This is a genomic window from Achromobacter aegrifaciens (genome assembly GCF_902859965.1).
Classification (GTDB): Bacteria; Pseudomonadota; Gammaproteobacteria; order Burkholderiales; family Burkholderiaceae_B; genus Achromobacter; species Achromobacter aegrifaciens.
This window is the reverse complement of the sequence record NZ_CADIKO010000001.1, coordinates 379,345-400,588: the sequence shown is the minus strand read 5'-3', so window position 1 is coordinate 400,588 and position 21,244 is coordinate 379,345. Positions and strand designations below refer to the sequence as shown.

At 66.4% G+C, this 21,244-nt stretch carries 19 protein-coding genes; 10 read left to right on the top strand and 9 right to left on the bottom strand.

What is annotated here, in order from left to right; all coding sequences use genetic code 11:
• Positions 1 to 105: 105 nt before the first annotated feature.
• Entirely contained in the window at positions 106 to 2,469 is a 2,364-nt protein-coding gene (locus HV793_RS01950; RefSeq protein ID WP_175212566.1) for a mechanosensitive ion channel domain-containing protein, read from the bottom strand.
• A 230-nt stretch (positions 2,470 to 2,699) separates the two neighbouring features.
• Here HV793_RS01950 and HV793_RS01945 point away from each other — a divergent pair, with 230 nt between their 5' ends.
• Positions 2,700 to 2,933, top strand: coding sequence for a hypothetical protein (locus HV793_RS01945; protein WP_119451874.1), 234 nt, complete (start codon positions 2,700 to 2,702; stop codon positions 2,931 to 2,933).
• Positions 2,934 to 2,936: 3 nt separating this feature from the next.
• Here the strand turns inward: HV793_RS01945 and HV793_RS01940 are convergent, their stop codons facing one another.
• The 4 genes from HV793_RS01940 to HV793_RS01925 are packed head-to-tail and all read right to left on the bottom strand — an operon-like array spanning position 2,937 to position 7,476.
• Entirely contained in the window at positions 2,937 to 3,905 is a 969-nt protein-coding gene (locus tag HV793_RS01940) for a Csu type fimbrial protein (protein ID WP_158598584.1), read from the bottom strand.
• Positions 3,902 to 6,181 carry a fimbria/pilus outer membrane usher protein gene (locus HV793_RS01935; RefSeq protein ID WP_175213136.1) on the bottom strand — a complete coding sequence of 760 codons (2,280 nt, stop codon included), beginning with the start codon at positions 6,179 to 6,181 and terminating at the stop codon, positions 3,902 to 3,904. The genes HV793_RS01940 and HV793_RS01935 overlap by 4 nt, the downstream gene beginning before the upstream one ends.
• 32 nt (positions 6,182 to 6,213) lie before the next feature.
• Positions 6,214 to 6,942 carry a fimbrial biogenesis chaperone gene (locus HV793_RS01930; RefSeq protein WP_175212565.1) on the bottom strand — a complete coding sequence of 243 codons (729 nt, stop codon included), beginning with the start codon at positions 6,940 to 6,942 and terminating at the stop codon, positions 6,214 to 6,216.
• Positions 6,943 to 6,954: 12 nt separating this feature from the next.
• Positions 6,955 to 7,476, bottom strand: a complete 522-nt coding sequence (locus HV793_RS01925; protein ID WP_054451863.1) for a Csu type fimbrial protein — start codon at positions 7,474 to 7,476, stop codon at positions 6,955 to 6,957.
• 368 nt (positions 7,477 to 7,844) lie between these two features.
• Here HV793_RS01925 and HV793_RS01920 point away from each other — a divergent pair, with 368 nt between their 5' ends.
• From HV793_RS01920 to HV793_RS01910, 3 genes are read left to right on the top strand one after another with little or no spacing between them, the layout of a single operon-like run.
• Complete coding sequence (locus HV793_RS01920; RefSeq protein ID WP_175212564.1) at positions 7,845 to 9,305, top strand: efflux transporter outer membrane subunit; 1,461 nt, start codon at positions 7,845 to 7,847, stop codon at positions 9,303 to 9,305.
• Entirely contained in the window at positions 9,302 to 10,864 is a 1,563-nt protein-coding gene (locus tag HV793_RS01915; protein WP_125470959.1) for an MFS transporter, read from the top strand. The genes HV793_RS01920 and HV793_RS01915 overlap by 4 nt, the downstream gene beginning before the upstream one ends.
• Positions 10,865 to 10,870: 6 nt before the next feature.
• Positions 10,871 to 11,905 carry an HlyD family secretion protein gene (locus tag HV793_RS01910; RefSeq protein ID WP_054451860.1) on the top strand — a complete coding sequence of 345 codons (1,035 nt, stop codon included), beginning with the start codon at positions 10,871 to 10,873 and terminating at the stop codon, positions 11,903 to 11,905.
• A 24-nt stretch (positions 11,906 to 11,929) separates the two neighbouring features.
• On the opposite strand, the gene HV793_RS01905 is transcribed toward HV793_RS01910, so the two are convergent.
• Positions 11,930 to 13,537: a winged helix-turn-helix domain-containing tetratricopeptide repeat protein gene (locus HV793_RS01905; protein ID WP_054451859.1), complete on the bottom strand. Its 1,608-nt coding sequence runs from the start codon at positions 13,535 to 13,537 to the stop codon at positions 11,930 to 11,932.
• A 179-nt stretch (positions 13,538 to 13,716) separates the two neighbouring features.
• On the opposite strand from HV793_RS01905, the gene HV793_RS01900 reads away from it, so the two are divergent.
• Both HV793_RS01900 and HV793_RS01895 read left to right on the top strand, forming a co-directional pair.
• The gene (locus HV793_RS01900) at positions 13,717 to 14,466 is read left to right on the top strand and encodes an SDR family oxidoreductase (protein WP_054451858.1); all 750 of its coding nucleotides are present in this window, start codon (positions 13,717 to 13,719) and stop codon (positions 14,464 to 14,466) included.
• Between the two features lie 92 nt (positions 14,467 to 14,558).
• Positions 14,559 to 15,479 (top strand): LysR family transcriptional regulator, encoded by a 921-nt coding sequence (locus tag HV793_RS01895; protein WP_175212563.1) that lies wholly within the window; start codon positions 14,559 to 14,561, stop codon positions 15,477 to 15,479.
• Here HV793_RS01895 and HV793_RS01890 read toward each other — a convergent pair.
• The 3 genes from HV793_RS01890 to HV793_RS01885 are packed head-to-tail and all read right to left on the bottom strand — an operon-like array spanning position 15,466 to position 17,814.
• Positions 15,466 to 17,178 (bottom strand): redoxin domain-containing protein, encoded by a 1,713-nt coding sequence (locus tag HV793_RS01890; RefSeq protein ID WP_175212562.1) that lies wholly within the window; start codon positions 17,176 to 17,178, stop codon positions 15,466 to 15,468. The two genes, HV793_RS01895 and HV793_RS01890, sit on opposite strands and share 14 nt — an antisense overlap.
• A 39-nt stretch (positions 17,179 to 17,217) precedes the next feature.
• Positions 17,218 to 17,349, bottom strand: a complete 132-nt coding sequence (locus HV793_RS31225; RefSeq protein ID WP_255423697.1) for a hypothetical protein — start codon at positions 17,347 to 17,349, stop codon at positions 17,218 to 17,220.
• Between the two features lie 12 nt (positions 17,350 to 17,361).
• On the bottom strand, positions 17,362 to 17,814 hold the full coding sequence (locus HV793_RS01885) for an Ohr family peroxiredoxin (RefSeq protein ID WP_175212561.1): 453 nt from the start codon (positions 17,812 to 17,814) through the stop codon (positions 17,362 to 17,364).
• 189 nt (positions 17,815 to 18,003) lie between these two features.
• Here HV793_RS01885 and HV793_RS01880 point away from each other — a divergent pair, with 189 nt between their 5' ends.
• The 4 genes from HV793_RS01880 (at position 18,004) to HV793_RS01865 (ending at position 21,243) form a co-directional block, all read left to right on the top strand.
• Positions 18,004 to 18,468, top strand: a complete 465-nt coding sequence (locus HV793_RS01880) for a MarR family winged helix-turn-helix transcriptional regulator (protein WP_054451854.1) — start codon at positions 18,004 to 18,006, stop codon at positions 18,466 to 18,468.
• Positions 18,469 to 18,474: 6 nt separating this feature from the next.
• Entirely contained in the window at positions 18,475 to 19,383 is a 909-nt protein-coding gene (locus HV793_RS01875; protein WP_175212560.1) for a LysR family transcriptional regulator, read from the top strand.
• Positions 19,384 to 19,463: 80 nt separating this feature from the next.
• A complete protein-coding gene (locus HV793_RS01870; RefSeq protein ID WP_199728347.1) occupies positions 19,464 to 20,144 on the top strand; it encodes a DsbA family oxidoreductase in 681 nt (226 codons plus the stop codon).
• 85 nt (positions 20,145 to 20,229) lie between these two features.
• Positions 20,230 to 21,243, top strand: coding sequence for a cyclase family protein (locus HV793_RS01865; RefSeq protein WP_175212559.1), 1,014 nt, complete (start codon positions 20,230 to 20,232; stop codon positions 21,241 to 21,243).
• The last annotated feature ends 1 nt before the right edge of the window (position 21,244 follow it).

Here is a 21,244-nt window from a genome sequence, read left to right as displayed (position 1 = left end):
AAGAAATTATCAAAATATGACGTCGCGGTCAATGCGTAAGCGCGCCCGCGACAAGGGGCGGACGCTCCTTGCCTGGCCGGGCCCATGGATGCTCTTGGCGTATGGCTACGTGCGCGGCGCTTCGCCTTCCTCGCGCGCCTCCAGCTCGTTGCCCAGCACCTCGGCCGAGTCCTCGCCACGCGGCGCGGGTTCCAGCGGGCGCCGGGTGTGGCCGGCGGCGCGGGCGTCCTCGCCTTCGTCGGGCCGCTCGGCTTGCACGAAGACATTCGCCGGCGGCGCATAGCCCCGCTTGTCCTGGCCGAAGTACACCACGGTGTGCGGGTAGGGCAGTTCGATGCCGGCGGCGTCGAAGTGCTTCTTCAGCAGGCGGTTGTAGCCGCGCTGCACGGCCCATTGCATGCCCGGCGTGGTCTTGATCAGGATCCGGATGGTCACGCCCTTCTCGTTGACCGCGGTGACCCCGGCGACCGTGATGTCTTCCAGGATCTCGGGCCCAAGCACCGTGTCGGTCATCAGCTCGGCGAAGGCCGCGCGCAGATGCACGATGGCGTCGTCCACGCTCTCGCGATGCGCGATGGTGTATTCGCCCAGGTGGTACGAGAAGTCCCGCATGTGGTTGGCGACGACGTCCACGGACGAGAACGGCACCAGATGGTAGCCCCCGTCCAGCGTGCGGATGCCCACCGAGCGTATCGTCATCTTCTCCACCGTGCCGAATACGCCCGCGACCTGCACCACGTCGTTCTCGTTCATGCCGTTTTCAAGCTGGATGAAGACGCCCGTGATGATGTCCTGGACCAGCTTCTGCGCGCCGAAACCGATGGCCAGGCCGACCACGCCGGCGCCGGCGATCAGCGGTCCGACGTCGATGCCGATCTGCGACAGCAGCACCATCAACGTCATCGTCACGATGACGATCAGCGCCGCGTTGCGGAACAGCGCCAGCAGGGTGCGCTCGCGCGCGCTGGGCATGCCGCGACCTTCGCTCTGGCTGAGGCGATGCTCGATGATGCTGGCGATCACGGTCCAGGCCAGCGCCGCGATCAGCAGCACGATGACGATGTTCACCGTCATCCGGATGGCGGCGCCGCCGGCATCCGAGGCCAGCCAGCGGGACAGGTCGAAAGCGCGCCACGCGTCCAGGACCAGCAGCACCAGCACGATGCGAATGATCAGGCCGACCAGCTTCAAGGTGGCGGGCACATAGGCGTTGACGCGCGCCTCCAGCAGCGGCAGGCGCTTGCGCAGGTCGTCCGGCAGCCTGATGGGCTTGGCCAGCACGGTGTTCAGCAGCAGGATCAGCAGGCTGCCCACGCCGATGACCAGCAGGGTCTGCGCGGTGGCGCGGGCCATGAAGGGCAGGGCGTTGGTCGGGTCTACCTGGCTGACGACCAGCAGGATGGTGAAGTACCCTATGCCCAGCACATGCCACACGCGCGCCAGAATGTGCAGCCGCGAGCCCATGAACGTCGTCGCGCTGGCGGCGCGCCGGTCGAGGTGCCCGCGCACGGTCTGGCGGTTGCGCCAGATGACGCGCACCGCATACACGTACACGGCCAGCATGATCAGCAGGTTGGCCAGCCGCCCCAGCGCGGGCGACAGCGAGGCCGAGACCACGGGATCGATCAGCAGCGTGCCGTAGCCGGCCGCGGTGGCGATGCGCAGCAGCCACGCATTCCAGTACCTGGCGTTGTCATCCGTCATGGGCAAGAGGCGCAGGTGCGGATGCTTGACGGCGAACACCGTGCGGACCAGCACCTTGACGATTTCCACCGAGACGAAGGCGCGCAGGAATACCGCGGCCAGCGTGTCCAGCGTGCCGCGGCCAGGCGTGCTCCAAAGGGCTGCGGCGCCGCCCGCCATGGCGGCAAGCACCACCACGCCGGCATCGATGGCCAGCGCGCCCACGATGGCTCCGGCGCGCCGGTACAGCACCCGCATGGAGGCAGGCGCGCCGCGTTTGGGCGGCGCTTCGGGAGTGGGGCGCTGTTCGGCGACCCAGCGGTCGATGCGTCCGTAGACGTACATGGCGATCATCCGTAGCAGGATGAAGGCGAGGATGGTGGCGGCCGCGGCCAGGGCGAGAGGCTTCAGGGCATGGCCCGCGGCGTCGCCGTCCATGCGCAGGCTGCTGCCCGAGGCCAGTGCGCGCATGTCTTCCACGCCCTGGCCCATGTCGGTCGCAAGGCCGGTCAGGAAGCGCTGGACGTTGTCGGCCATGCGTTCCTGCAACCCGGGTTCGGCGGGCTGCGCGGACGCAGGGGCCGCGCCTGCGGGACGGGAAGCGGCAGGCTTTGCGCCGGTGGCCTGCGCGCGCAACTCATCCACCAGCGCCTTGCGCGCTTCGGGATTCTCCAGCAAGTCCGCCAGGGCCGCCGGAGTCAGCGCCGAGGAAGACGCCGCCGCGGCTTGCGGCTGTAGCAGCCCCGCGGCCTGGGCTTGCCAGGAAAGGGCAAGGCAACACAGCATTGTCGCCAGCAGCAGGGCCGCCAGCCAGGGCCTGGGCCGTCGGCGCCGCCGCAATGGGGCTGCCAGGACGGCAGGCGGGAAATGAACCGATGCTGTCGTTGCGGATCTAACCACTAGTGAATCTCCTGTGCGATCTGGGCAAAAAATTGGGGGCGAAGTCGTGCCGCGCTTAAGAAATCCGGCGCGTCGCCGTTAGTGCAGATGGCTCAACTCTGGTCTGGAGCTTTTTCATGACCTCCAAATTTGTCTTCCCGGCGTTGGGACTCTTGCTTGCAGGCAGCATCGGGCTGGCGGCCCAGCAGGCAAAGTCCGCGCCGCTTGCGCCGATGCTCGTGCGCTTCACGGTTCCCAGCCTCTGCACGGTCAGCCAGGGACCGGCTCGTCCCGCGGTGCGATGTTCCCAGGGAACGCCCTGGCATGCGCAGCGCGCGGGGGGCGACCAATACTGGACAGTGGTGTTCTGACCCTCAGAATTCGATGGTCGCGGTCACCACGTCGCTGTATTGCCCGGGGGGTGGCGCCGTCTGCGCGGGCACCCGTCCATAGACTTGCACCTGCTGGATGTTGCCGGTTCCCGTGCCGGTGACGAAGGCGGTGCCCGCGGTGCCGTCGCCCCAGGGGATCGTGCGGTCCGCCGACGTGTGCAGGTCATACCTTACCAGCCGCGTGCCGGTGGCGTCTCGCAGGTAGCGCTGGCTTACGGTGCCGTTCTGGCCGCCATTCAGGCGTATTCGGTAGGCGTCGTTGTTCGTGCAGCGCACCGCCAGCGTCGTATTGGCCAGGCGCGCCGAGCGAAAGTCAGCCATCGACCCGAAGTTCAACGGGGAGGCGGAAATGGTGCAGTTGTTGGTCACGTTGGCGCGTACCGTGAAGTTATAGCTGCCGCGAGTGGTCAGCGACGAGCAGGCGGGCCGGACCAGGATGGAGAATCCGTAGTCGAAGGTTGCCACGCCGGTGAAAGTTTCCGAGTACGCGGTCGTGGCGTTGTTGGCTGTGGGTACCGTGTATTGGCCTGACAGGATCTGCCCGGTAATGGGCTGGTTGACGGTGGCCTGGCTGCCTAGCAGGGGCTGCGTGAGGTCGATGATGACGGGCGTGGATCCGTTGGCGGCCGAGCCCCACAGCGGGCTCATGGAGGAGTTCGGCGATAGCCGGTATTGCAGGCGATTGACTCCATTGGCCATCTGCCGCGGGTCTTGCACGGTCGATCCGCCGCCGATGCCCAGATTCACGCACACGCGGGCATATCCCGGGGTAAGCAGGCCCCAGGTGCAGGTCGCCGTCAGCGTGCCGGTCTGCGTTACCGATGCGCCGAGCACCGGATTGAAGTTCGGAAACGTGATGGGTGTCATGGACACGGTGCAAGTTTGCGCATGCGCGCCGTTCCCGCCCAGCCACAGGGCCGCCAGCAGCAATGCGGCCATCAGTGTTTTCATGGCCGGGCCTCCACGCATGCCACCGGCCCCAGGCGCGGCAGGCTGCCGTCGGCGGGGGCCTGGAAGTCGAACCGCGCCGTGCAGGCAAGATCCGGACCTTGGACGTCCAGATGATTGCGCTTGCCCAGGTTGCGCACGAAGGTCTGGCTGCCGTAGCCCACCACGCCCTCGGACCCGCTCTCCCTGTGCACGACCCGCGCGCCCACCGGCAGCGGCTTGCCGTTGCCGTCCACGAGATCGACGGTGGCCGCGGCCTCGTGGGTGATGCCGAACTCCGCCAGCACGCCGGATCGGGACTGGGGCACGACGTCGAGCGCATAGGCCGACACCTGCGCGTTGGGTGGCAGGTCCATGCCGTCGAGTTCCAGCGTGTTGGTCTGGTAGCTGTTCAGGTCCGGCACCACCAGGCGGCCGTTCGAGCCCGTATGGCCGATGACCCGGTTCTGATGCAGGATGGGCAGGCCGGGTTCGCCGGTGGAGACCAGCGCGAAGCCGTCGTCGATGCGCCGGGACGCTTGCGCCGCGCCATCCATGAACACGAAGGCGCCATTCACGTCGAGCTCTCCCGTGGTGCGTCCGTCGTAGCGCTGCGCGCCCAGCGTGATCTCGCCGTAGCGTCCCAGGTAGCGGCCCCAGCCTTGCTCGTAGCGGCCCGCCTCGTAGGTGCCGGCCTGCACGCCCCAGCCGAATCCGCCGCCGTAATCGGGGCTGCGGATTGCGCTGGCGTTGGTGTATGAGCCGCCGTCCTGGCGTCCGGCCATGGCATTGAACGAGGTTTCGCCCAGGGTGATGCCCAGGCTGAGGAACGCGCCGCGGCTGTCGCTGTCGTTGAAGTCCTGGTAGGCGCTCACGCTCAACGTGGCGCGGTTGCCCAGCCGCGTGGTGTAGGCCACTGAACCGATGTGGGCGGCGTCGACGCCCGGATAGCGTTGGCCGATATAGCTCAGCGATACGGTCTGCCCGCCGCCCAGGGGCACGGCCAGCGTCGCCCTGTCGCTGGCGGGCGATACGGGGATGCCGTCGTTGGCCGCCAGATCGGCGTAGTCGGAAATCGCGCGCAGGCTCTGTATGTCGATGGAGTAGCGCTCGTCCACGTACTGATAGCCCAGGCCCACCTGCAGGCCGCTGTTCCTGCCCAGGCTGCCGGCCAGCGACGCGTTGACGACGCCCGCCATGCCCAGCTTGGCCAGCATGCCGGCCCCCGCGTTGTACAGGCCGGCGCTGGCTTCGCCATGCGCTTCAACGGTCAGTGCGTTCGAGACGCCGTATTGCCAGGTGCCGCTGAGGGCGGGATCGTCCTTGTAGTCGAACGAGCGCCAGCCATACGCGCGGCGCAGAAAGCCCGCTTCGACCGAATAGCTGGACATGCCTTGCGCCAGCAGCCGCGTATCGATGTAGATGGGCACCGACTGCGACACGGGCCGGCCCAGGGCGTCGCGCGTGATGACGTTTGCCTGCCCGAAACCCGTGATGCCCGCGACGTTGTCGACCACGAAGGGGCCGCTGGGGACGTCACCCGAATAGCGGCGGATGTTGTTGATATAGACATCGACGGAGGACGGCACCACGGCGCTGCCGGCGAAGTCCGGCATGGGGAACGTGACCAGGTCGGGCCGCAATGAGAAATTGCGCCGCCATTGCAGGCCGCCCATGCGTATGGAGCGCGACCAGGCCAGCGATCCGGAAATCGTGTCGCCCACCTGGGTGGCCGTCAATGTGGCGGGGTCGGAGTGGGTCCAGCTGGAGTCGAAGCGGACATAGCGCCGCAGGTCGCGATACAGGTAAGCCGTGCCTGTATTGCTGAAGACCCCATATTGGTCGAAATAGCGTTGTTCGCTCCAGATCGCCAGCGGATTGTCGCGGTCGGTGCGTGCATAAAGATCGTAATTGATGAGCAGGCCGCGATCCGCCGTGGCCGCTGCGACGGGATTCAAGCCCCGCGCATCGATACGGTTCGCGATGCGGTACCGGTCCGGCAGGTCGAGATCGACGTCTTGCGCGGCCGCGTCGTAGCGGTACTTCAGGCCGGGGATCTCTTCCAGGGGAATCCGTGCATCGTCTGCTATTCCCAAGGCATGGGTATCGATCCCCAGGCTGCGCAAGTCCGCGCCGCGAGCCGACAGGCGGCCATGCTCGTCTTCGAATCGCGCGATCCGATGGCTGGGCTGGCCGCCGATGCTGACGTTCAGATAGACGTCGATGGCCGCCAGTCCCACGGCCGTCTCAGGCGCGGCCTGTGCACGCACGCCGCCATGAACCGCTGCGGCGGCGAGCATCAGAGTCAGCTGCATGGCGCGCGTGCAATGTTTCACTTCCCTGTATCGGCTTGCACGTCGGCCTGGACGGGAACGCTGTTCACCCGCGCGTTGACCGTGACCGCCCCGTGCATGGCGGGCTGGAAGGGCAGGGGCCACTGGCGCGCGCTGCCGCCCAGGACGTAGCCGAGCAGGCCATCCCGCAGGCTGCGGCGCTGGCCGTTGAAGACCAGTGCCACGTCGCTGAGCTGCGCGCGGTGCGTGCCGCTGTTGTCGACGCGCAGGGCCCAGTCGGGACCGTTGCGCACCAGGGTCCAGGCCAGGTGCCGCTGCGCGGGAGTTTGCGGGGCCGCGCCCACGAACACAGGCACCGAATAGCGCAGCCGCACTTGCACGCCCGTTGCGCGCAAAGGATCGGGTGGCGCGATTTCGTCGATGATCAGGCGGTACGACGCTTCGCCGGGCCGCTTGGCGGCCTCGGGCTGCAAGAGGCGCACGACTTGCGTGCCGCCCGGCGCGATCTGGATCATCGGGGGGCTGGCCACCAGGTCCGAGGTCTCCTGCAGCACGTCTTCGGTCGTGGTCTGGCTCCATGCGTACACGCGGACCTGGCCATAGATCGGTTCGGCGCCTTCGTTGCGCAAGGTCATGCTGGCGGCGCGTTCCGCGCCGTCCAGGTTCAGGATTACCGGCGAGATCTGCAGGCTGGCGGCATGCGCTTGCAGCGCCATGCCGAACAAACAGGCCCCCGCCGCCTGGCGTACGATCCCAAGCGTCGTCATGTCGATCCGCGGTCAGAAGTAGACGGTGGCCGTGACCGTCGACTGGTACGTATCCGGCTTGGGGGCGGCCTGGGGCGGCACCCTGCCGTAGACGGTCAGCGTCTGGGCCGCGCCCGTGCCGGTGCCGCCCACCGTGTCCGTGCCTTGCGTGTTGCCCCAGATCGTCGTGCGGCCTGCATTCTGGTAGAGCTGATAGCCCACGCTGGTGGTGGTGTTGCCTGGCGCGGTGCCCACGAGCAGGCGATTCGCGATCGTCGAGCCCGCCGCCGTGCCGGCGTCCAGGCCTACGTTGTAGGGCGTGGTGTTGGTGCAGGTGACCCTGACTGTAGTTTCCTGATTCACCGCGGCGCTCAAGAGGCCGGTAGAGGGAAAGACCAGCGGATCGGCCGCAATCGTGCAGTTTGCCTGCACCGTCAGGGAAACATTGAAAGTCGCCGTCGCGGTCCCGTTCTGGTAGACCTGAGCGGGGGCCGCGGCGGGCAGGGATAAGCCGATAGTCGCGGACAGAATCGCAGCAGAACCGATGGCCTTCATGCTCGCTCTCCTCCAAGTCAATGGCTAGCTCGACCTTAGCGGAGGGGGCAGTGCAATTTATTTCGCATTATTTCTAACTTCTTCGGTTGCTGTCCCAGGCGCGAATTTTCCGGGCCTGCTCAAGCCGGTTTGGGCCGTTGCTGAGACATAGCGGATCTTTGTCCCGTTCTTTAGCCAAAATCGAAATGAAAAGACACAACTTCGGGCTGACAGCGGTTGTCCAGGATTACGGGTGGATTGGACGAATCCCCAAGCCAAACTCAATGGAAATCCAAGGTGTACGCGAAGCGTTCCCGTAAGGGGCTGAGCATACTGGCCTCGTCGCTTGTCCCGACGAATGCGTTGCTCACCTACAAGGAACTGCCGTGATGTTGACACCGATCCGTTCGCCGCTATGGCGTTGCGCCAGCGCGGCGTTGTGCGCCGCGATGCTGGCGGGCTGCGCGGTCGGGCCCGACTTCGTCCGGCCGGCCGATGGACTGGCCGAGGTGGATCTCGCGCCGAGGCAGGAGCCTGCCGGTCACGCGCGGCTGTCCGACGCCGAGGTGCCGGTGCAATGGTGGCTGCTGTTCGAAGATCCCGTGCTTGCCCGGCTTCAGGCCCAGGCCGCCGCCGGCAACCTCGATCTGCAGATGGCCGCCGCGCGCATCGAACAAAGCCGGGCGCAGTTGGGGATCGCCTCGTCGGAACTCTTGCCCAGCTTGGACGCGGGCGCCAGTTATGCGCGCGAAGCGCTCAGCGAAAACGGCAAGTTCGTCGCGTTGGGCGCGTCCAGCACCCCCGACGACTTCTGGCGGCTGGGGTTCAACGCCAGATGGGAGATAGACCTGTGGGGCCGCGCCCGGCGCCTGCGCGAAGGCGCCGAGGCTTCCCTGGAAGCCACCGTGTACGACCGCGAGGCCGCAAAGGTGGCGTTGGCGGCCGAGGTGGCCCGCGCATACCTGCAACTGCGCGGCACCCAAGCCCAGCTCGACATCGCCCGGCAGAACCTGGCGGTCGCCGAGCGGGTTCTGGGCTTGACGCAGAGCCGGGAACGCAATGGCGTGGCCACCCGTTTCGAAACCGCCACGGCCCGCGCGCAGCTGGCGACGGTGCGGGCCTTGTTGCCTGAGCTGAACAAGCGCCGCAACGCGCTGCTGAATGCGTTGGCGCTGCTACTGGGTGAGCGGCCGCGCGCATTGGACGAAACGTTGCGCGGCACGATGCCGCTGCCCTCCTTGCCCGCCAGCGTGCCAGTCGGCGTGTCTTCGCAGCTGGCGCACAGGCGACCCGACATCCAGCGCGCCGAGGCCCGGCTCCATGCCGCCACGGCGGCGATAGGAGTGGCCAAGGCCGACTTCTATCCGCGCATCGCCCTGGTCGGCCAACTTGGAGTGGAAGCGTTCGATGGCAGCGACCTGGCCAGCTGGGACTCCCGCTTTTTCTCGATCGGCCCGACGGTCTACCTGCCCATTTTCCAGGGCGGCAGGCTGGTGCAGCGCCTGGCGCTCAACGAAGCGCGGCAGAAGGCGGCGGCGCTGGCCTACAGGCAGACGGTCCTGCAGGCCTGGCATGAGGTGGACAATGCACTGGATGCCTGGGCCGAGCAGCAACGCGAACACGATGAACTGCTGGTGTCGTATGAGCAGAACCTGCAGGCGCTGCGGGCCGCCGAGCGCGGCTATGAACAGGGGGCGTCCGACTATCTCACCGTGCTCACCGCGCAGCGCAACCTGCTTGCCAGCCAGACCCGTCTGAACGCCAGCGCCACCGACGGCACGCTTACGGTGGTCAATCTGTACAAGTCGCTGGGCGGCGGCTGGAATTCGCAAGAGCAGGCCACGCCATGAGCGCCACGCCATCCGCTCAAGCGGCGCACGGCCAGCCCAAGCCTTCGATGCGCGCCATGGCCGGACTTCTGGGCATCTTTCTCGCGGCCATGATGGCTGGCTTGAACAACCGTGTCGGCGCATTGGCGCTGGCGGACTTGCGCGGCGCGCTGGGCGCCGGCTTTGACGGGGGTTCCTGGCTCACGACGGCATACAGTGCGGGAGAACTGATTGCCATGCCGTTCGCGGCGTGGTTCGCCATCACGCTGTCGGTGCGCCGCTTCGAACTCTGGATGCTGGGCACGTGCACGACGCTGGCCTTGGTCCTGCCTGCTGTCCAGGACCTGCATCTGCTGCTGGCCCTGCGGTTCCTGCAGGGTCTCGCCAGCGGCACCACGATTCCCCTGTTGATGATGGCGGCGCTGAAGTTCCTGCCGCCGCCCATCAGGCTGTACGGCCTGGCGTTGTATGCGATGACCGCCACTTTTGCCCCCAATCTCTCCATCTGGCTGGCCGGCCTGTGGACCGACGCGCTGTTCGACTGGCGTTGGGTGTATTGGCAGATCATCCCTCTGGCCGTGATCGCCGCGGCGCTGGTCGGCTGGGGGCTGCACCGCGAGCCTGTGGACGCAGGGCGCTTTCGTCAGGCCAATTGGTTCGGCATGGCTTGCGGCGTGCCGGCGTTCGGATTGATCGCCGTCGCGCTGGACCAGGGCGTCCGGCTGGACTGGTTCAACTCGCCCCTGGTCACCTTTGCGCTGGCAGCGGGCGTGATTCTTTTGGTCGTCTATCTGCTGACGGAGTGGTATCACCCCATGCCGTTCATCAAGCTGCAGGTTCTGGGTCGCCGGAATCTGGTGTTGGGCTTCACTCTGTTCGTTTTCCTGCTGGTGGTGCTGTTGTCCGGCTCATTGCTGCCGGCCGGCTATCTGGCGCCGATCCAGGACTACAGGCCCGCGCAAATGGCATCCATCGGGCTGATCGTGGCGCTGCCGCAGTTGGTCCTGGGCTTTGCGGTGGCGTTGCTGCTGTATCGGAAATGGGTGGATGCGCGGATGGTGTTTTCGGCGGGGCTGGTCCTGATCGCGCTCGCCTGCCTGGCAGGCGCGCAGTTGACGGTCACGTGGAACCGCGAGCAGTTCGTGCTGGCACAGGCATTGCAAGCCATGGGGCAGCCCATGGCCGTGGTGTCCATGCTGTTCCTGATCACCAGCGTGGTGCAACCGCACGAAGGGCCTTATGTCTCGGGGGCAATCAATACGCTGCGCGCGCTGGGCTCGGTGCTGGGCGCCGCCGTGGTCGGGCAGCTGTTGACCGTGCGCGGCCGCTTCCATGCGGAAATGCTGCTGGGCCAGGCGGCGCTGGTCGGCAACTACGTCCCGGACAGCCTGGAGCCCGGGCAGCTCATGCGCATCGTCAGCCAGCAGTCGCTGGTGCTGTCGATCGCCGATGCCTACCGCGTATTGGGCGTCCTGGCGTTGCTGCTGATTCCCATCGTGTTGAGGCTGAACTACATCCCCCCTCCCGATCTGCGCCCGGTCTCGCGTCCTTCCACAGTTCCATCTTCCATTCAGGGATAGTCCATCATGGCATTACCGAAGAAAGCAAAGATCACGACCACGGCGCTGCTGCTCATGCTGCTGATCGGCGGCGGCCTGTATCTCAACCGTTCCGAATCCCGGGCATCCACCCAGTCCACCGACGACGCCTACGTGCACGCGGATTTCACGATGGTGGCGCCGCAGGTCGCGGGCCGGATCGACAAGGTGCTGGTCGAGGACAACCAGCCCGTCAGGCAGGGGCAACTGCTCGCCACCGTGGACGACCGTGATTTCGTCGCCGCCGCCAATGCCGCCCGGGCCCAGGCGGCCAGCGCCCAGGCCAGCGTCGCCGGCCTGCAAGCCCGGCTGGTCCAGCAGGAGTCCTCCATCCGCCAGGCGCAGGCGGCGGTGGCGGTGGATGAGGCCGCGCTGAAGCTGGCCCGTGCCAACCAGACGCGCTATCGGAACCTGGCGACGGACGGCTCGGGAACCGTCCAGGCGCGCCAGCAGGCCGAAATGCAGGCCAGCGTTCAACAGGCCAGCCTGGAAAAGGCCCAGGCCAGCCTGCTGGCTGCCCGCCAGCAGGTGGATGTCCTGCAGGCGGACCTGGAAAAGGCCCGCGCCGCCTTCGCCCAGGCGCAGGCGGTGCAGGCCGCGGAGGAACTCAAGTTGTCGTACACCCGCATCACCGCGCCCGTGGACGGCACCGTGGGGCAGAAATCGGTGCGTGTCGGCGCCTTCGTCACTGTCGGCAAGCCTTTGCTCGCGATAGTCCCGCTGGACGCTGTCTATGTGTCGGCAAACTTCCGGGAAACGCAGCTGGCGCGCGTGCGGCCGGGCCAGGCGGTGGCTATCGAGGTCGATGCGCTGGCGGGCGAGGTGCTGGCGGGAACGGTGGAAAGCCTGGGGCCCGCCAGCGGCGTGAGCTATTCCGCAGTCGCGCCGCACAATGCCACCGGTAACTTCACCAAGATCGTCCAGCGGCTGCCGGTGCGGATTCGCATCAATGCGGATCAGCCAGCAGCCGCCAATCTGAAGGTGGGCATGTCGGTCACGCCCGAAATCCTGGTCGATGACTGATGGAATCGAGGGGGACGGCCGCCGCTATTGCGGCAGGCCCGCCGCGCGCAGGCCTTCCGTCAACGTTGCGAGATGCTGCGGCGCGCAGATGGGCACCCATTCCGCAAGCGTGGACAGACGCAGGCTGGGATTGAGCTGCCGCAGGTTCTGCAGCCCGCGTTGCGCGTCCGTCGTCCGTCCGGCCAACGCGTGGCTGGCCGCGCCTATCGCGACCGCCATCTGGAAGCTCGGCAGGTTCTGGTAGGCCTTCTCCGCCCATGACGCCGCCGCGTCAAAATCCTTCAGGAAGAGATGCGCGGTGGCCATGCCTGCCTGCATGCGGTAGAGCTCCGGGTCACGGGGACTGAGCCGCATCGCATGCTTCAAGAACTCCACGGCGTCCTCGACTTCTCCCCGCCAAAGCCTGAGGAACGCACCCAGGAACCACGCCGCGGCCAGATTCGGATTGAGGCTGAGCGCCTTGTCGAGCAGCGCGATGGCGCCCGAGGTGTCCCCGCCCAGCTGGCCCAGCGCGTGGCCGCCCCGAGTCAGCGCAACCGCGTCGTCCGGCCCCAGGTCGACGGCCTTGCGACCCAGGCGTATACCCTCCGCGGTCTCCTTCCCGACATCCGTCATCCAGTTGTTGACCCTGCGCCAGCAGTGGCACCACGCCGCCATTGCATACGCCGACGCGTAATCCGGATCGGTCGCGATAGCGGTATGGAAGAGTTGCAGCGCCTGGTCGACGGATTCGCGGGTGCCCTGGTGCAGTTTGGTCATGCCGCGCAGATAGTAGTCGTAGGCGTCCAGGTTGCCGGTAGGCTTGCGCTGGGCGCGGTCGATCTCGGCCCGCTCCAGCTGTGGCGCGATGGCGCCCACCACGCTTTCGGTGATCTGGTCCTGCAGTTCGAAGATGTCCCCCAGCACGCCCTCGAAGCGGCCCGCCCAATGCAGTATTCCCGTGGTCGCGTCGATCAGTTGCGCCGAGGTGCGCACGCGGTTTGCCGACTTGCGCCAGCTGCCTTCCAGCACATAGCGCACCCCCAGTTCGCGGCCCACCTGTTTGGCGTCCACGCCGTGCCCCTTGTACGCGAAGCTCGAGTTCCTGGCGACGACGAAAAGCCAGCGGTATTGGGACAAGGCCGAGATGATGTCCTCGATCACGCCGTCCGACAGATAGTCCTGTTCCGGGTCGCCGCTGAGATTGACGAACGGCAGCACGGCGATGGAGGGCTTGGCGAGAACCGCCGGCGCGGAAGCGGAAACTTCAGCAGGCGTGGCGTGCATTACCGGCTGGCTCGCGGAGGCGGAAGCCGTCGGAAGGCTTGCGGCCTGCGGCGCTTGTTCGCTTGTCACTGCCGCGACGAAGCGAAAGCCCTTGCGGGCGACGGTCCGAATCACGCGCTGTTGTTGCCCGTCGTCGCCCACAGCCTTGCGCACCGCGTTGATGTGGGTGGCCAAGGTCGACTCCGACACGATCCGGCCTTGCCACACGGCGTTGACCAGGTCGTCGCGGCTGACGACGCGGTCGCGGTGCTCCATCAGGTACGCGAGTACGTCGAAAACCTTGGGCGCCGTGGCAACGGCGCTGGACGCGCGCAGCAGCTCGCGCCGGTCCAGGTCCAGCACGCAGTTGTCAAAAGAGAATTGCATTCCGTACTCCTTGTGCCGTTCTTGTGCGCCTGGCTTCAGGTCAGTCGGCTGGACGAATGCGCAAGCCAAATCCAAGGGAAAAACAAGGCGGCCGCAAAGCCTTCCGCCCGGGTGCTAAGCATACTGCAAGCACCCGGTCGGGATGTGCGACGGGACGGCAATCAAGCAAGGAGCGGAACATGAAAATCGTGGTTATCGGCGGTACCGGCCTGATCGGGTCGAATGTGGTGCAACGGCTGCGCGCAAACGGTCATGAAACCGTTGCGGCATCGCCCAGGACGGGCGTGGACACCTTGACCGGCGCGGGATTGGCCGAGGCCCTGGCCGGGGCGCAGGCAGTGCTGGACGTGTCCAATTCTCCGTCGTTCGAGGATCAGGCAGTGATGGCGTTCTTCGAAACCGCTGGGCGCAATCTGTTGGCGGCGGCAACCCGGGCTGGCGTGGAACATTACCTGGCGCTATCCGTGGTCGGCGCTGAGCGATTGCCGGACAGCGGCTACATGCGCGCCAAGGTGGCCCAGGAAAAGCTGATCCGGGAATCGAAGATTCCCTACACCATCCTGCGCGCAACCCAGTTCTTCCAGTTCGTAGAGGGCATCGTGAGCGCGGGTGCGCAAAATGGCATGATCCGGCTGTCTCCCGCCCTGATCCAGCCCATCGCGGCCGACGACGTATCGGCGGTGCTGGCCGACCTGGCCGTCGCGACTCCGGTCAATGGCACGGTCGAAGTGGGAGGGCCGGACCGCTTTCCACTTGACGAGCTGGGCCGCAAGTTTCTGGCCGCGCGCGGCGATGCCCGCACCGTTGTTGCCGACGTGCATGCGCGCTACTACGGCAGCGAGCTGGACGACCGTTCGCTGGTCGCGGGCGCGCATGCGCACATCGGACCGACGCGCTTCCAGAATTGGCTCACTCGCCCCGCAGCATGACAGCAGCTGCAAAGAGCTGCGGCGCAAGGCGGGCGGGATCGAACTGGGGAAGCGCGTCGGGCTGTTCGAATCAAGGGCCGCCGAGGACGCTCATGGAAAATCGCGGAATATCCCTGCAGGACATTCTCATCTTCGTGGAAGTGGTCAAGCACGGCGGATTCACATCCGCCGCTGCGATGCTGGACATGCCTGTTTCCACGGTGTCCAGGCGGCTGTCGATACTGGAGAGCCAGCTGGGCGCTCAGCTATTGGTACGCACGACGCGCAAGGTGTCCACCACGACGGCCGGTGTCCGCTATTTCGAGGAATGCGTCGGCCACGTCGAGGCCGCGCTCAATGCGCACGAGGTCATTCAATCGTATGTCGGCCGACCCGAAGGAACGCTGCGCGTTTCGATTCCTTCCAGTCTCACTGCATTGCTGCCTATCCTGGTCGCGGCGATGCGCCGGGATTATCCGAAGGTCAGGCTCGACATCGTGGTGGGGGGAGGGGAAACGGGCCACAATCCGATGCCTTTTGAATTGTCGATCCGGGGAGGTCCTCAGCGCGATTCTTTGCTTATCCAGCGTCCGGTGCTGGAGCTCAGGCGCGTCCTGATCGCATCGCGCGCCTACCTGAACGCCGCGGGGCGCCCCAGGGACCCGGCGGATTTGCACAACCATGAGTTGCTTGTGGTCGCGACCGAGACGGACTGGGAACTGCGCCGAAACGGCGAGAGTTGCCGCATTCCGGTTTCATCGACGGTGGTGACCGAGAGCGCCTTGCTCAATGTGCAGCTGGCGATGGCAGGCGCGGGCATCGCATGGATGCCGTGTGATCTGCTGCTGGACCACAGGGGGGCGCGGCGCACGCTGGAGCGTGTGTTGCCGGAGTGGGAACTGCCTCCCACGACCCTGTATGCGCTCTCTCAGACGCGCGTGGTCTCCGCGCGCGCCCAGGCGTTCCTGGACACGTTCAAGGGGTTGCTGCAGGGCGTTCCGAAGCAACCCCAGATCGCCATCAGCCGAAAGTAAAGGCGTAGGCTTCAACGCCGGGCTCCAGGAACTCGATCTGGAAGACGCGGTCGCGGTCCGGCGTCTGTTGCCGCACGAGCTGATAAAGCTTGTGCCCCTCGATGACGCCCTCTCCCTGCTCATTGATGTCGGCCCCGTGATCCGCCAGCGGCGGCCGGCCGTCCAGCGTGACGCGGAATCGCACCGGCCGGCCGTCCGCCGCAGGGCCCAGCACCATGTGCAGGTCGCGCGCATGAAAGCGCTGGATGACGCGGCCGTTGGCGCCTGTGGCCACCGCAAGTTCCGGCTCCAGCCGCCATGATCCGGCCAGCGTCCATTGGTTGGCGCCCAGTTCGCCCGCGGGCTGGTAGACCGCGTCCTTATGCTGCCTGATCGGCGTGCCGCCCGGCGCGTAGCTCGTGGCCTTGCCATAGCCCAGGTAGCTTTCGCCCGAACGCAGCGTCGACCACTGCGGCGGCGCTTCCACGCCGCGCGCCGCGGGCCGGGCGGCATCGGCGTCGGGCAGCGTCCGGCCCGCTTCCGCGAGCAGGCGCTGGATCACGCGTTCCGTCTGCTGGTAATCGTGCTCGCCCGCGACCGTGTACCGCACGCGGCCCTGGCCATCGAGCAGATAGAAGGCGGGCCAGGACTGATTGCGGAACGCTCGCCAAATCCGGAACCCGTTGTCCAGGGCGACGGGGTATTGAATGCCCAGGTCCGCGACCGCCCGGCGCACATTGGAGGCGCTCTTCTCGAATGCGAATTCGGGCGAGTGCACGCCTATCACTTCCAACCCAGCATCCTTGTACTTGTCGTGCCAGGCCTTCAGATAGGGGAGCGTGCGCAGGCAGTTGATGCAGGAATAGGTCCAGAAGTCGACCAGCACGATCTTGCCATCGAGATCGGCGGCGCCCAACGGTCCGGAATTCAGCCAGCCGTTGGCATCCTGCAGGGATGCCAGCGGACCGTTCGCGGCTGCGAACGTCTTGGCCGGATTGTTCGGGCGTAGCTGTTCGACCAATTGCTGCTCCAGCCGCGCTGCGCCCGAGGCAGAGGCGCTGGAGAGAAGCGCCGGGTTCCATCCGAGCGCGGACACGGCAACCGCGGCCATGACGGCGGCGCCGGCCACCCTGCGCAGGCCTTGGGCCGCAGGCAGGAAGCGGTGCAACGTCGCGGCCATGCCGCGTCCGAGCCAGAGCGCCGCGGCCAGCGCCACCGCCGCGCCGCAGGCGAATGACAGCAGCAGCAAGGAAGTCTGGATGTTCGCGCCGTTGAGCGCCGCGCTGGTAAGCAGCAGTCCCAGGATGGGGCCGGCGCACGGCGCCCACAGCAGGCCGGTGCCCAGGCCCAGCCCGATGGAAAGCAGCCCGGCCGCGCGCGGCGAGCCGGGAGGCGCTCCTGCCAGGCGATTGCCAAGCGCAACCAGCGGCCGGCTCATCCAGTCGCCCACGGCGGGCAGCAGCAACGCAAGTCCGAAGAGCGCCAACAGTGCCATCGCGGCGTAGCGCGCGCTCTCATTGAGCGTCACGACCCAGGCGCCGCCGAACGCCGCCAGGCTGGCGACCGCCGCGAACGCGACGGCCATGCTCGCGAGCAGCGGCAAGGCATGGGTCCGGAATGAACCTGATCCGCGTGCGAACACGAAGGGCAGGATGGGCAGGATGCAGGGGCTCACGATGGTGAGAACGCCGCCAAGAAAAGCTACAAGAATGATCAGCATGGGTAGGCACCGCGACGCAAGGAGAGAGGGGCGCGAGAGTCAGGACTCGCGCTTTTGCCGGCGCGCGCCGCTGTCGTTGCGCGCCGTGATGGTCTGGCAGCTCAGCGGGTTGCGCAGCTCATGCGCCAGTCCGCCGGCAAACAGGATGAGTACGAGCAGGAGCTTGCGCATGTCGGTTCCCCTTCAGGCCGCATGGACGTTGAGGGTCACATCGATGTTGCCCCGCGTGGCTTTCGAGTACGGGCAGATTTCATCGGCCGCGTGGGCAATCTGCTCGGCCAGCGCCTGGCCCAATCCGGGCAGGAACACGTTGAAGCGGGCTTGGAGCAGGTAGGCGCTGCCCGCCATGCCCAGATCCACTTCCACGTCCACCGCGCGATCGTTCGGCAGTTGCACCTTCATCTGTTTGGCAATGACGTCCAGCGCACTGGTGTAGCAGGCGGACCAGGCGCCCGCGAAAAGCTGCTCGGCGGTCGGATGCGGCTGGATGTCTTCGAAAGCCTGGACCAGGCCCGGGTTGTTGGGAGTCGAAAGACGGATATCGAGCCGTTCCTCGCCGCCCTGGGAGACATAGTTGCGAGAGAGGGTCGTATGGGTCTTGCCAGTCAAAAGGACTTTCTGGATACGGGCGGGCATGGGGAACTTCCTTGTCAGTTGGAATTTAAATCGGATTCGATTAAATCGAATGCGATTGAAGCGCATGGTAAGAAGCGCGAGTCCCGGCGTCAAGAGGCTGAAGCGAGGAAATTCGTATCAAATCGTTTACGACTGCATCGCATGCGATGTAAAGTGGCGCCATCAGGCAGACCAGATACCGAGGTGCACATGAAGCCCAAGACCCCAAACGATCCATCCCAGAGAAAGCTGGCGGAATTCCTCTGTTTCGCGGTTTATTCGACCAACCTGGCGTTCGGCCGCGTGTACCGCCCCATCCTCGACGCGCTCGGGCTCACCTACACGCAGTACGTGACGATGATTGCCCTCTTCGAAGAGGACGATCAGACGGTCGGCAGCCTGGGCGAAAAGCTCTTTCTTGAATCCAACACCCTCACGCCGATACTCAAGAAGCTCGAAGGCATGGGCTATCTGGAACGCGTGCGCGACTCGGTGGACGAGCGGCTGGTCCGGGTGCGCGTGACCGACGAAGGGCGGCGCTTGCGCGAGAAGACCGCAAGCATCAACCTGAGCGATGCTTGCGGTCTCACGGGCGATCAGTTCGCGGCGTTGAGGGAGCAGGTTGTCGCGCTGCGCGACAACCTGGTCGAGGCGGCGCGGCCGGACGGCGGTTGAACGCAGGTGGACACCTTCAACTACATGCGCGCCTTCCGGCGCATCGTCGAACTGGGCAGCCTGGCCAAGGCGGCCGAGGCGCTGGATATGTCGTCCGCCGGGCTCAGCAAGCAGTTGCGGGCGCTGGAAGCCCACCTGGGGGCCGTGCTCATCCAGCGGACCACCCGCAAGATGAGCCTGACCGACACGGGCGCGGCCTATTACGCCGAATGCTGCCGGCTGCTGGACGAACTGGACGCCCTGGAAAAATCCGTCAGGCGCGAGTCCCGCCTGGTGTCGGGGCGGCTGCGCGTGAACGCGCCGGTCTCGTTTGCCTTGAGCGTGCTGACGCCGCTGCTGGCGCGCTTTCTGCGCCAATATCCGGAACTGCGCCTGGACCTGGCGATGGAAGACCGGCTGGTCGATGCGGTGGGACAGGGCTTTGACGTGTCCATACGGCTGCGCGCGCAACTGGACGATTCTTCGCTGATTGCGCGCCGGCTGGCGTCGCTGACGCAGGTGCTGTGCGCGGCGCCGTCCTACCTCGACAGCCGCGGCACTCCGGAAAGCGTGGACGCGCTGCGCGGGCATGACATCCTCAGCTATACCTTGGCCGAAAGCCCTGGCGCGGTTGCGGACGAGGATGCAGGCCTGCAGGCGGATCCGTTGGCCGGACCCGCGCTGGTGCAGGTCAACAACAGCCTGATGCTGCGGGACCTGCTGGAAGAGGGGCTGGGCATAGGCGCCTTGCCGTCGTTCCTGGCCGCGCCCGCCATCGCCAGCGGCAGGCTGGTGCGCGTTTTACCCCAACAGCCCGCCGCGCCTCGCCATGTCTACGCGGTCTATCCGACCAGCCGCCACTTGCAGCCCAAGGTCAAGGCCTTTGTGGATTTCATGGCGGACCATCTGCCGGCGGCCATGCGCGGCGATTGTTGACGCGCAGCGAATAAAGTCCTGCCGGCGGACACCTTACTCCCGCGCCGGCCCGTCCTTAAGCTGGCGTCCATTGAAACGAGATGGACGCCATCATGACTTCGACCTCCAATTACGCACCCGCCGCGCCGCTGACCGTGGACTTCTTCCATGACGTGGTTTGCGGCTGGTGCTATGTCATGTCTCCCCGCCTGCGCCAGGTCGCGGCCGAACTGGGCATTGCCGTGCGCCAGCGCAGCTTCGTGCTGCAGGAATCGCCTGAACAGATGTGCCAGGTGTTCGGCTCGATGCCGCGCGCCAAGCAGGTGATCCTGGGCCATTGGGAAGCCTGCGCCCGCCATGAAGACCTGCCCCGCATCGACGTCGAGGGCATGCGCGCCGAATCATTCGATTACCCCAGCGGGATGGCCGGCGCGCTGGCTTGCCAGGCCGCGCATCTGCTGGCCGGCGACGCGGGCCATTGGGACATGTTCGACGCGATTCAGCATGCCCACCTGAGCGAGCATCGTAATGTCGGCGATCACGCCGTGCTGTTGGACATCGCAGCAGGGCTGGGCCATGACCGGGCCGAATTCGCCGCCCTCATGCAGGGCGACGAAGCCCTGCTACGCGTACAGGCCGATCGCGCCGCCGCCGCGCGGCTGGCCATCGACTCCATACCCACGTTGATAGCCGGGCCGCACCGGGCCCGTCTGCACACCATGTCCACGGCCGATCTGCGGGACAGGCTGCGGGCGCTGATGCCCGCCGCGGTCGAGGCCTGATCGCCGGGTATCGGCGCGTCGCCCACGTCTTCCTTCTTTCCATTTTTCCGTCCGCGGGACGGAAGCCAAACGCACAAGGTGCATCATGACTACCCGTTACACCCAAAAATTGCTCGGCCTGGCGCTGGGCGCCACCCTCAGCTTCAACGCGCTCGCGCACGGCGCGCCCGCCCGGGCGCCGGCCTCCGGACAGGAGGTGGGCATCAGCCCCTGGGGACCGGACGATGAGATCGGCCGCCTCAACCTGATCACGCCCGAATCGCGCGCCGCGGTAATGTCGCGCGTGGCTGGCGGCAAGGTCTATGACCTGGCCACGGAATACTACGTGGGCATGCCCAGCTGGCAGGACGCGGGCGATCCGCACTACCAGTTCTGGATGACGCACACGCCGCGCGGCACCGAAGTCGACGATCCCATGGGCATGGGCCGCGACATGAACGCCATGCGCAGCTACACCGGCACGGCGTTCTCGATGTACAGCCACACCGGCACGCATATCGATGCGCTCAACCACTTCGGCATCCATGGCAAGATCTGGAACGGCTTCCGGGCCGACGAGCATCTGGGCGACCGCGGCTGGAAGCGCACGGGCATCGAGAAATTCCCGCCGCTGGTGGCGCGTGGCGTGCTGATCGACGTGGCCGCGCTCAAGGGCGTGGAGATGCTTCCCGATCAGTACCGCATTACCCGGCAGGACCTGAAAGCTGCGCTGGCGCGCCAGAAGACCGAGCTGCGCGAAGGCGACATCGTCCTGATCCGCACTGGCCGCATGAAGCTGTACAACGATCCGGCGGCCTACATGGCCAAGCCGCCGGGCATGGGCCTGGACGCGGCGCGTTATCTGGTCGAGGAGGGCGGCGCCATGATTCTGGGGGCGGACAACCTCAGTTTCGAGACCTTCCCTTCAGAGGTGTCCGACGACTATGTGCCGTTGCATACCTATCTGCTGGCGCAGAAGGGCGTGCCCATCATCGAGCTGGCGGCGCTGGACGAGTTGTCGCGCGACCAGGTCTATGAATTCGCCTTCATCGGCGGGCCGCTGAAGATCCGCGGCGGCGATGCGGCGCCGCTGCGTCCGGTGGCGATGCCGCTGCGCTGAT

What these genes read in the sequence shown, in the direction of transcription:
- HV793_RS01950 (WP_175212566.1), bottom strand. Translation starts at nt 2,469, where the DNA reads ATGCTGTGTTGCCTTGCCCTTTCCTGGCAAGCCCAGGCCGCGGGGCTG.
- HV793_RS01945 (WP_119451874.1), top strand. Translation starts at nt 2,700, where the DNA reads ATGACCTCCAAATTTGTCTTCCCGGCGTTGGGACTCTTGCTTGCAGGC.
- HV793_RS01940 (WP_158598584.1), bottom strand. Translation starts at nt 3,905, where the DNA reads ATGAAAACACTGATGGCCGCATTGCTGCTGGCGGCCCTGTGGCTGGGC.
- HV793_RS01935 (WP_175213136.1), bottom strand. Translation starts at nt 6,181, where the DNA reads ATGCTCGCCGCCGCAGCGGTTCATGGCGGCGTGCGTGCACAGGCCGCG.
- HV793_RS01930 (WP_175212565.1), bottom strand. Translation starts at nt 6,942, where the DNA reads ATGACGACGCTTGGGATCGTACGCCAGGCGGCGGGGGCCTGTTTGTTC.
- HV793_RS01925 (WP_054451863.1), bottom strand. Translation starts at nt 7,476, where the DNA reads ATGAAGGCCATCGGTTCTGCTGCGATTCTGTCCGCGACTATCGGCTTA.
- HV793_RS01920 (WP_175212564.1), top strand. Translation starts at nt 7,845, where the DNA reads ATGTTGACACCGATCCGTTCGCCGCTATGGCGTTGCGCCAGCGCGGCG.
- HV793_RS01915 (WP_125470959.1), top strand. Translation starts at nt 9,302, where the DNA reads ATGAGCGCCACGCCATCCGCTCAAGCGGCGCACGGCCAGCCCAAGCCT.
- HV793_RS01910 (WP_054451860.1), top strand. Translation starts at nt 10,871, where the DNA reads ATGGCATTACCGAAGAAAGCAAAGATCACGACCACGGCGCTGCTGCTC.
- HV793_RS01905 (WP_054451859.1), bottom strand. Translation starts at nt 13,537, where the DNA reads ATGCAATTCTCTTTTGACAACTGCGTGCTGGACCTGGACCGGCGCGAG.
- HV793_RS01900 (WP_054451858.1), top strand. Translation starts at nt 13,717, where the DNA reads ATGAAAATCGTGGTTATCGGCGGTACCGGCCTGATCGGGTCGAATGTG.
- HV793_RS01895 (WP_175212563.1), top strand. Translation starts at nt 14,559, where the DNA reads ATGGAAAATCGCGGAATATCCCTGCAGGACATTCTCATCTTCGTGGAA.
- HV793_RS01890 (WP_175212562.1), bottom strand. Translation starts at nt 17,178, where the DNA reads ATGCTGATCATTCTTGTAGCTTTTCTTGGCGGCGTTCTCACCATCGTG.
- HV793_RS31225 (WP_255423697.1), bottom strand. Translation starts at nt 17,349, where the DNA reads ATGCGCAAGCTCCTGCTCGTACTCATCCTGTTTGCCGGCGGACTGGCG.
- HV793_RS01885 (WP_175212561.1), bottom strand. Translation starts at nt 17,814, where the DNA reads ATGCCCGCCCGTATCCAGAAAGTCCTTTTGACTGGCAAGACCCATACG.
- HV793_RS01880 (WP_054451854.1), top strand. Translation starts at nt 18,004, where the DNA reads ATGAAGCCCAAGACCCCAAACGATCCATCCCAGAGAAAGCTGGCGGAA.
- HV793_RS01870 (WP_199728347.1), top strand. Translation starts at nt 19,464, where the DNA reads ATGGACGCCATCATGACTTCGACCTCCAATTACGCACCCGCCGCGCCG.
- HV793_RS01865 (WP_175212559.1), top strand. Translation starts at nt 20,230, where the DNA reads ATGACTACCCGTTACACCCAAAAATTGCTCGGCCTGGCGCTGGGCGCC.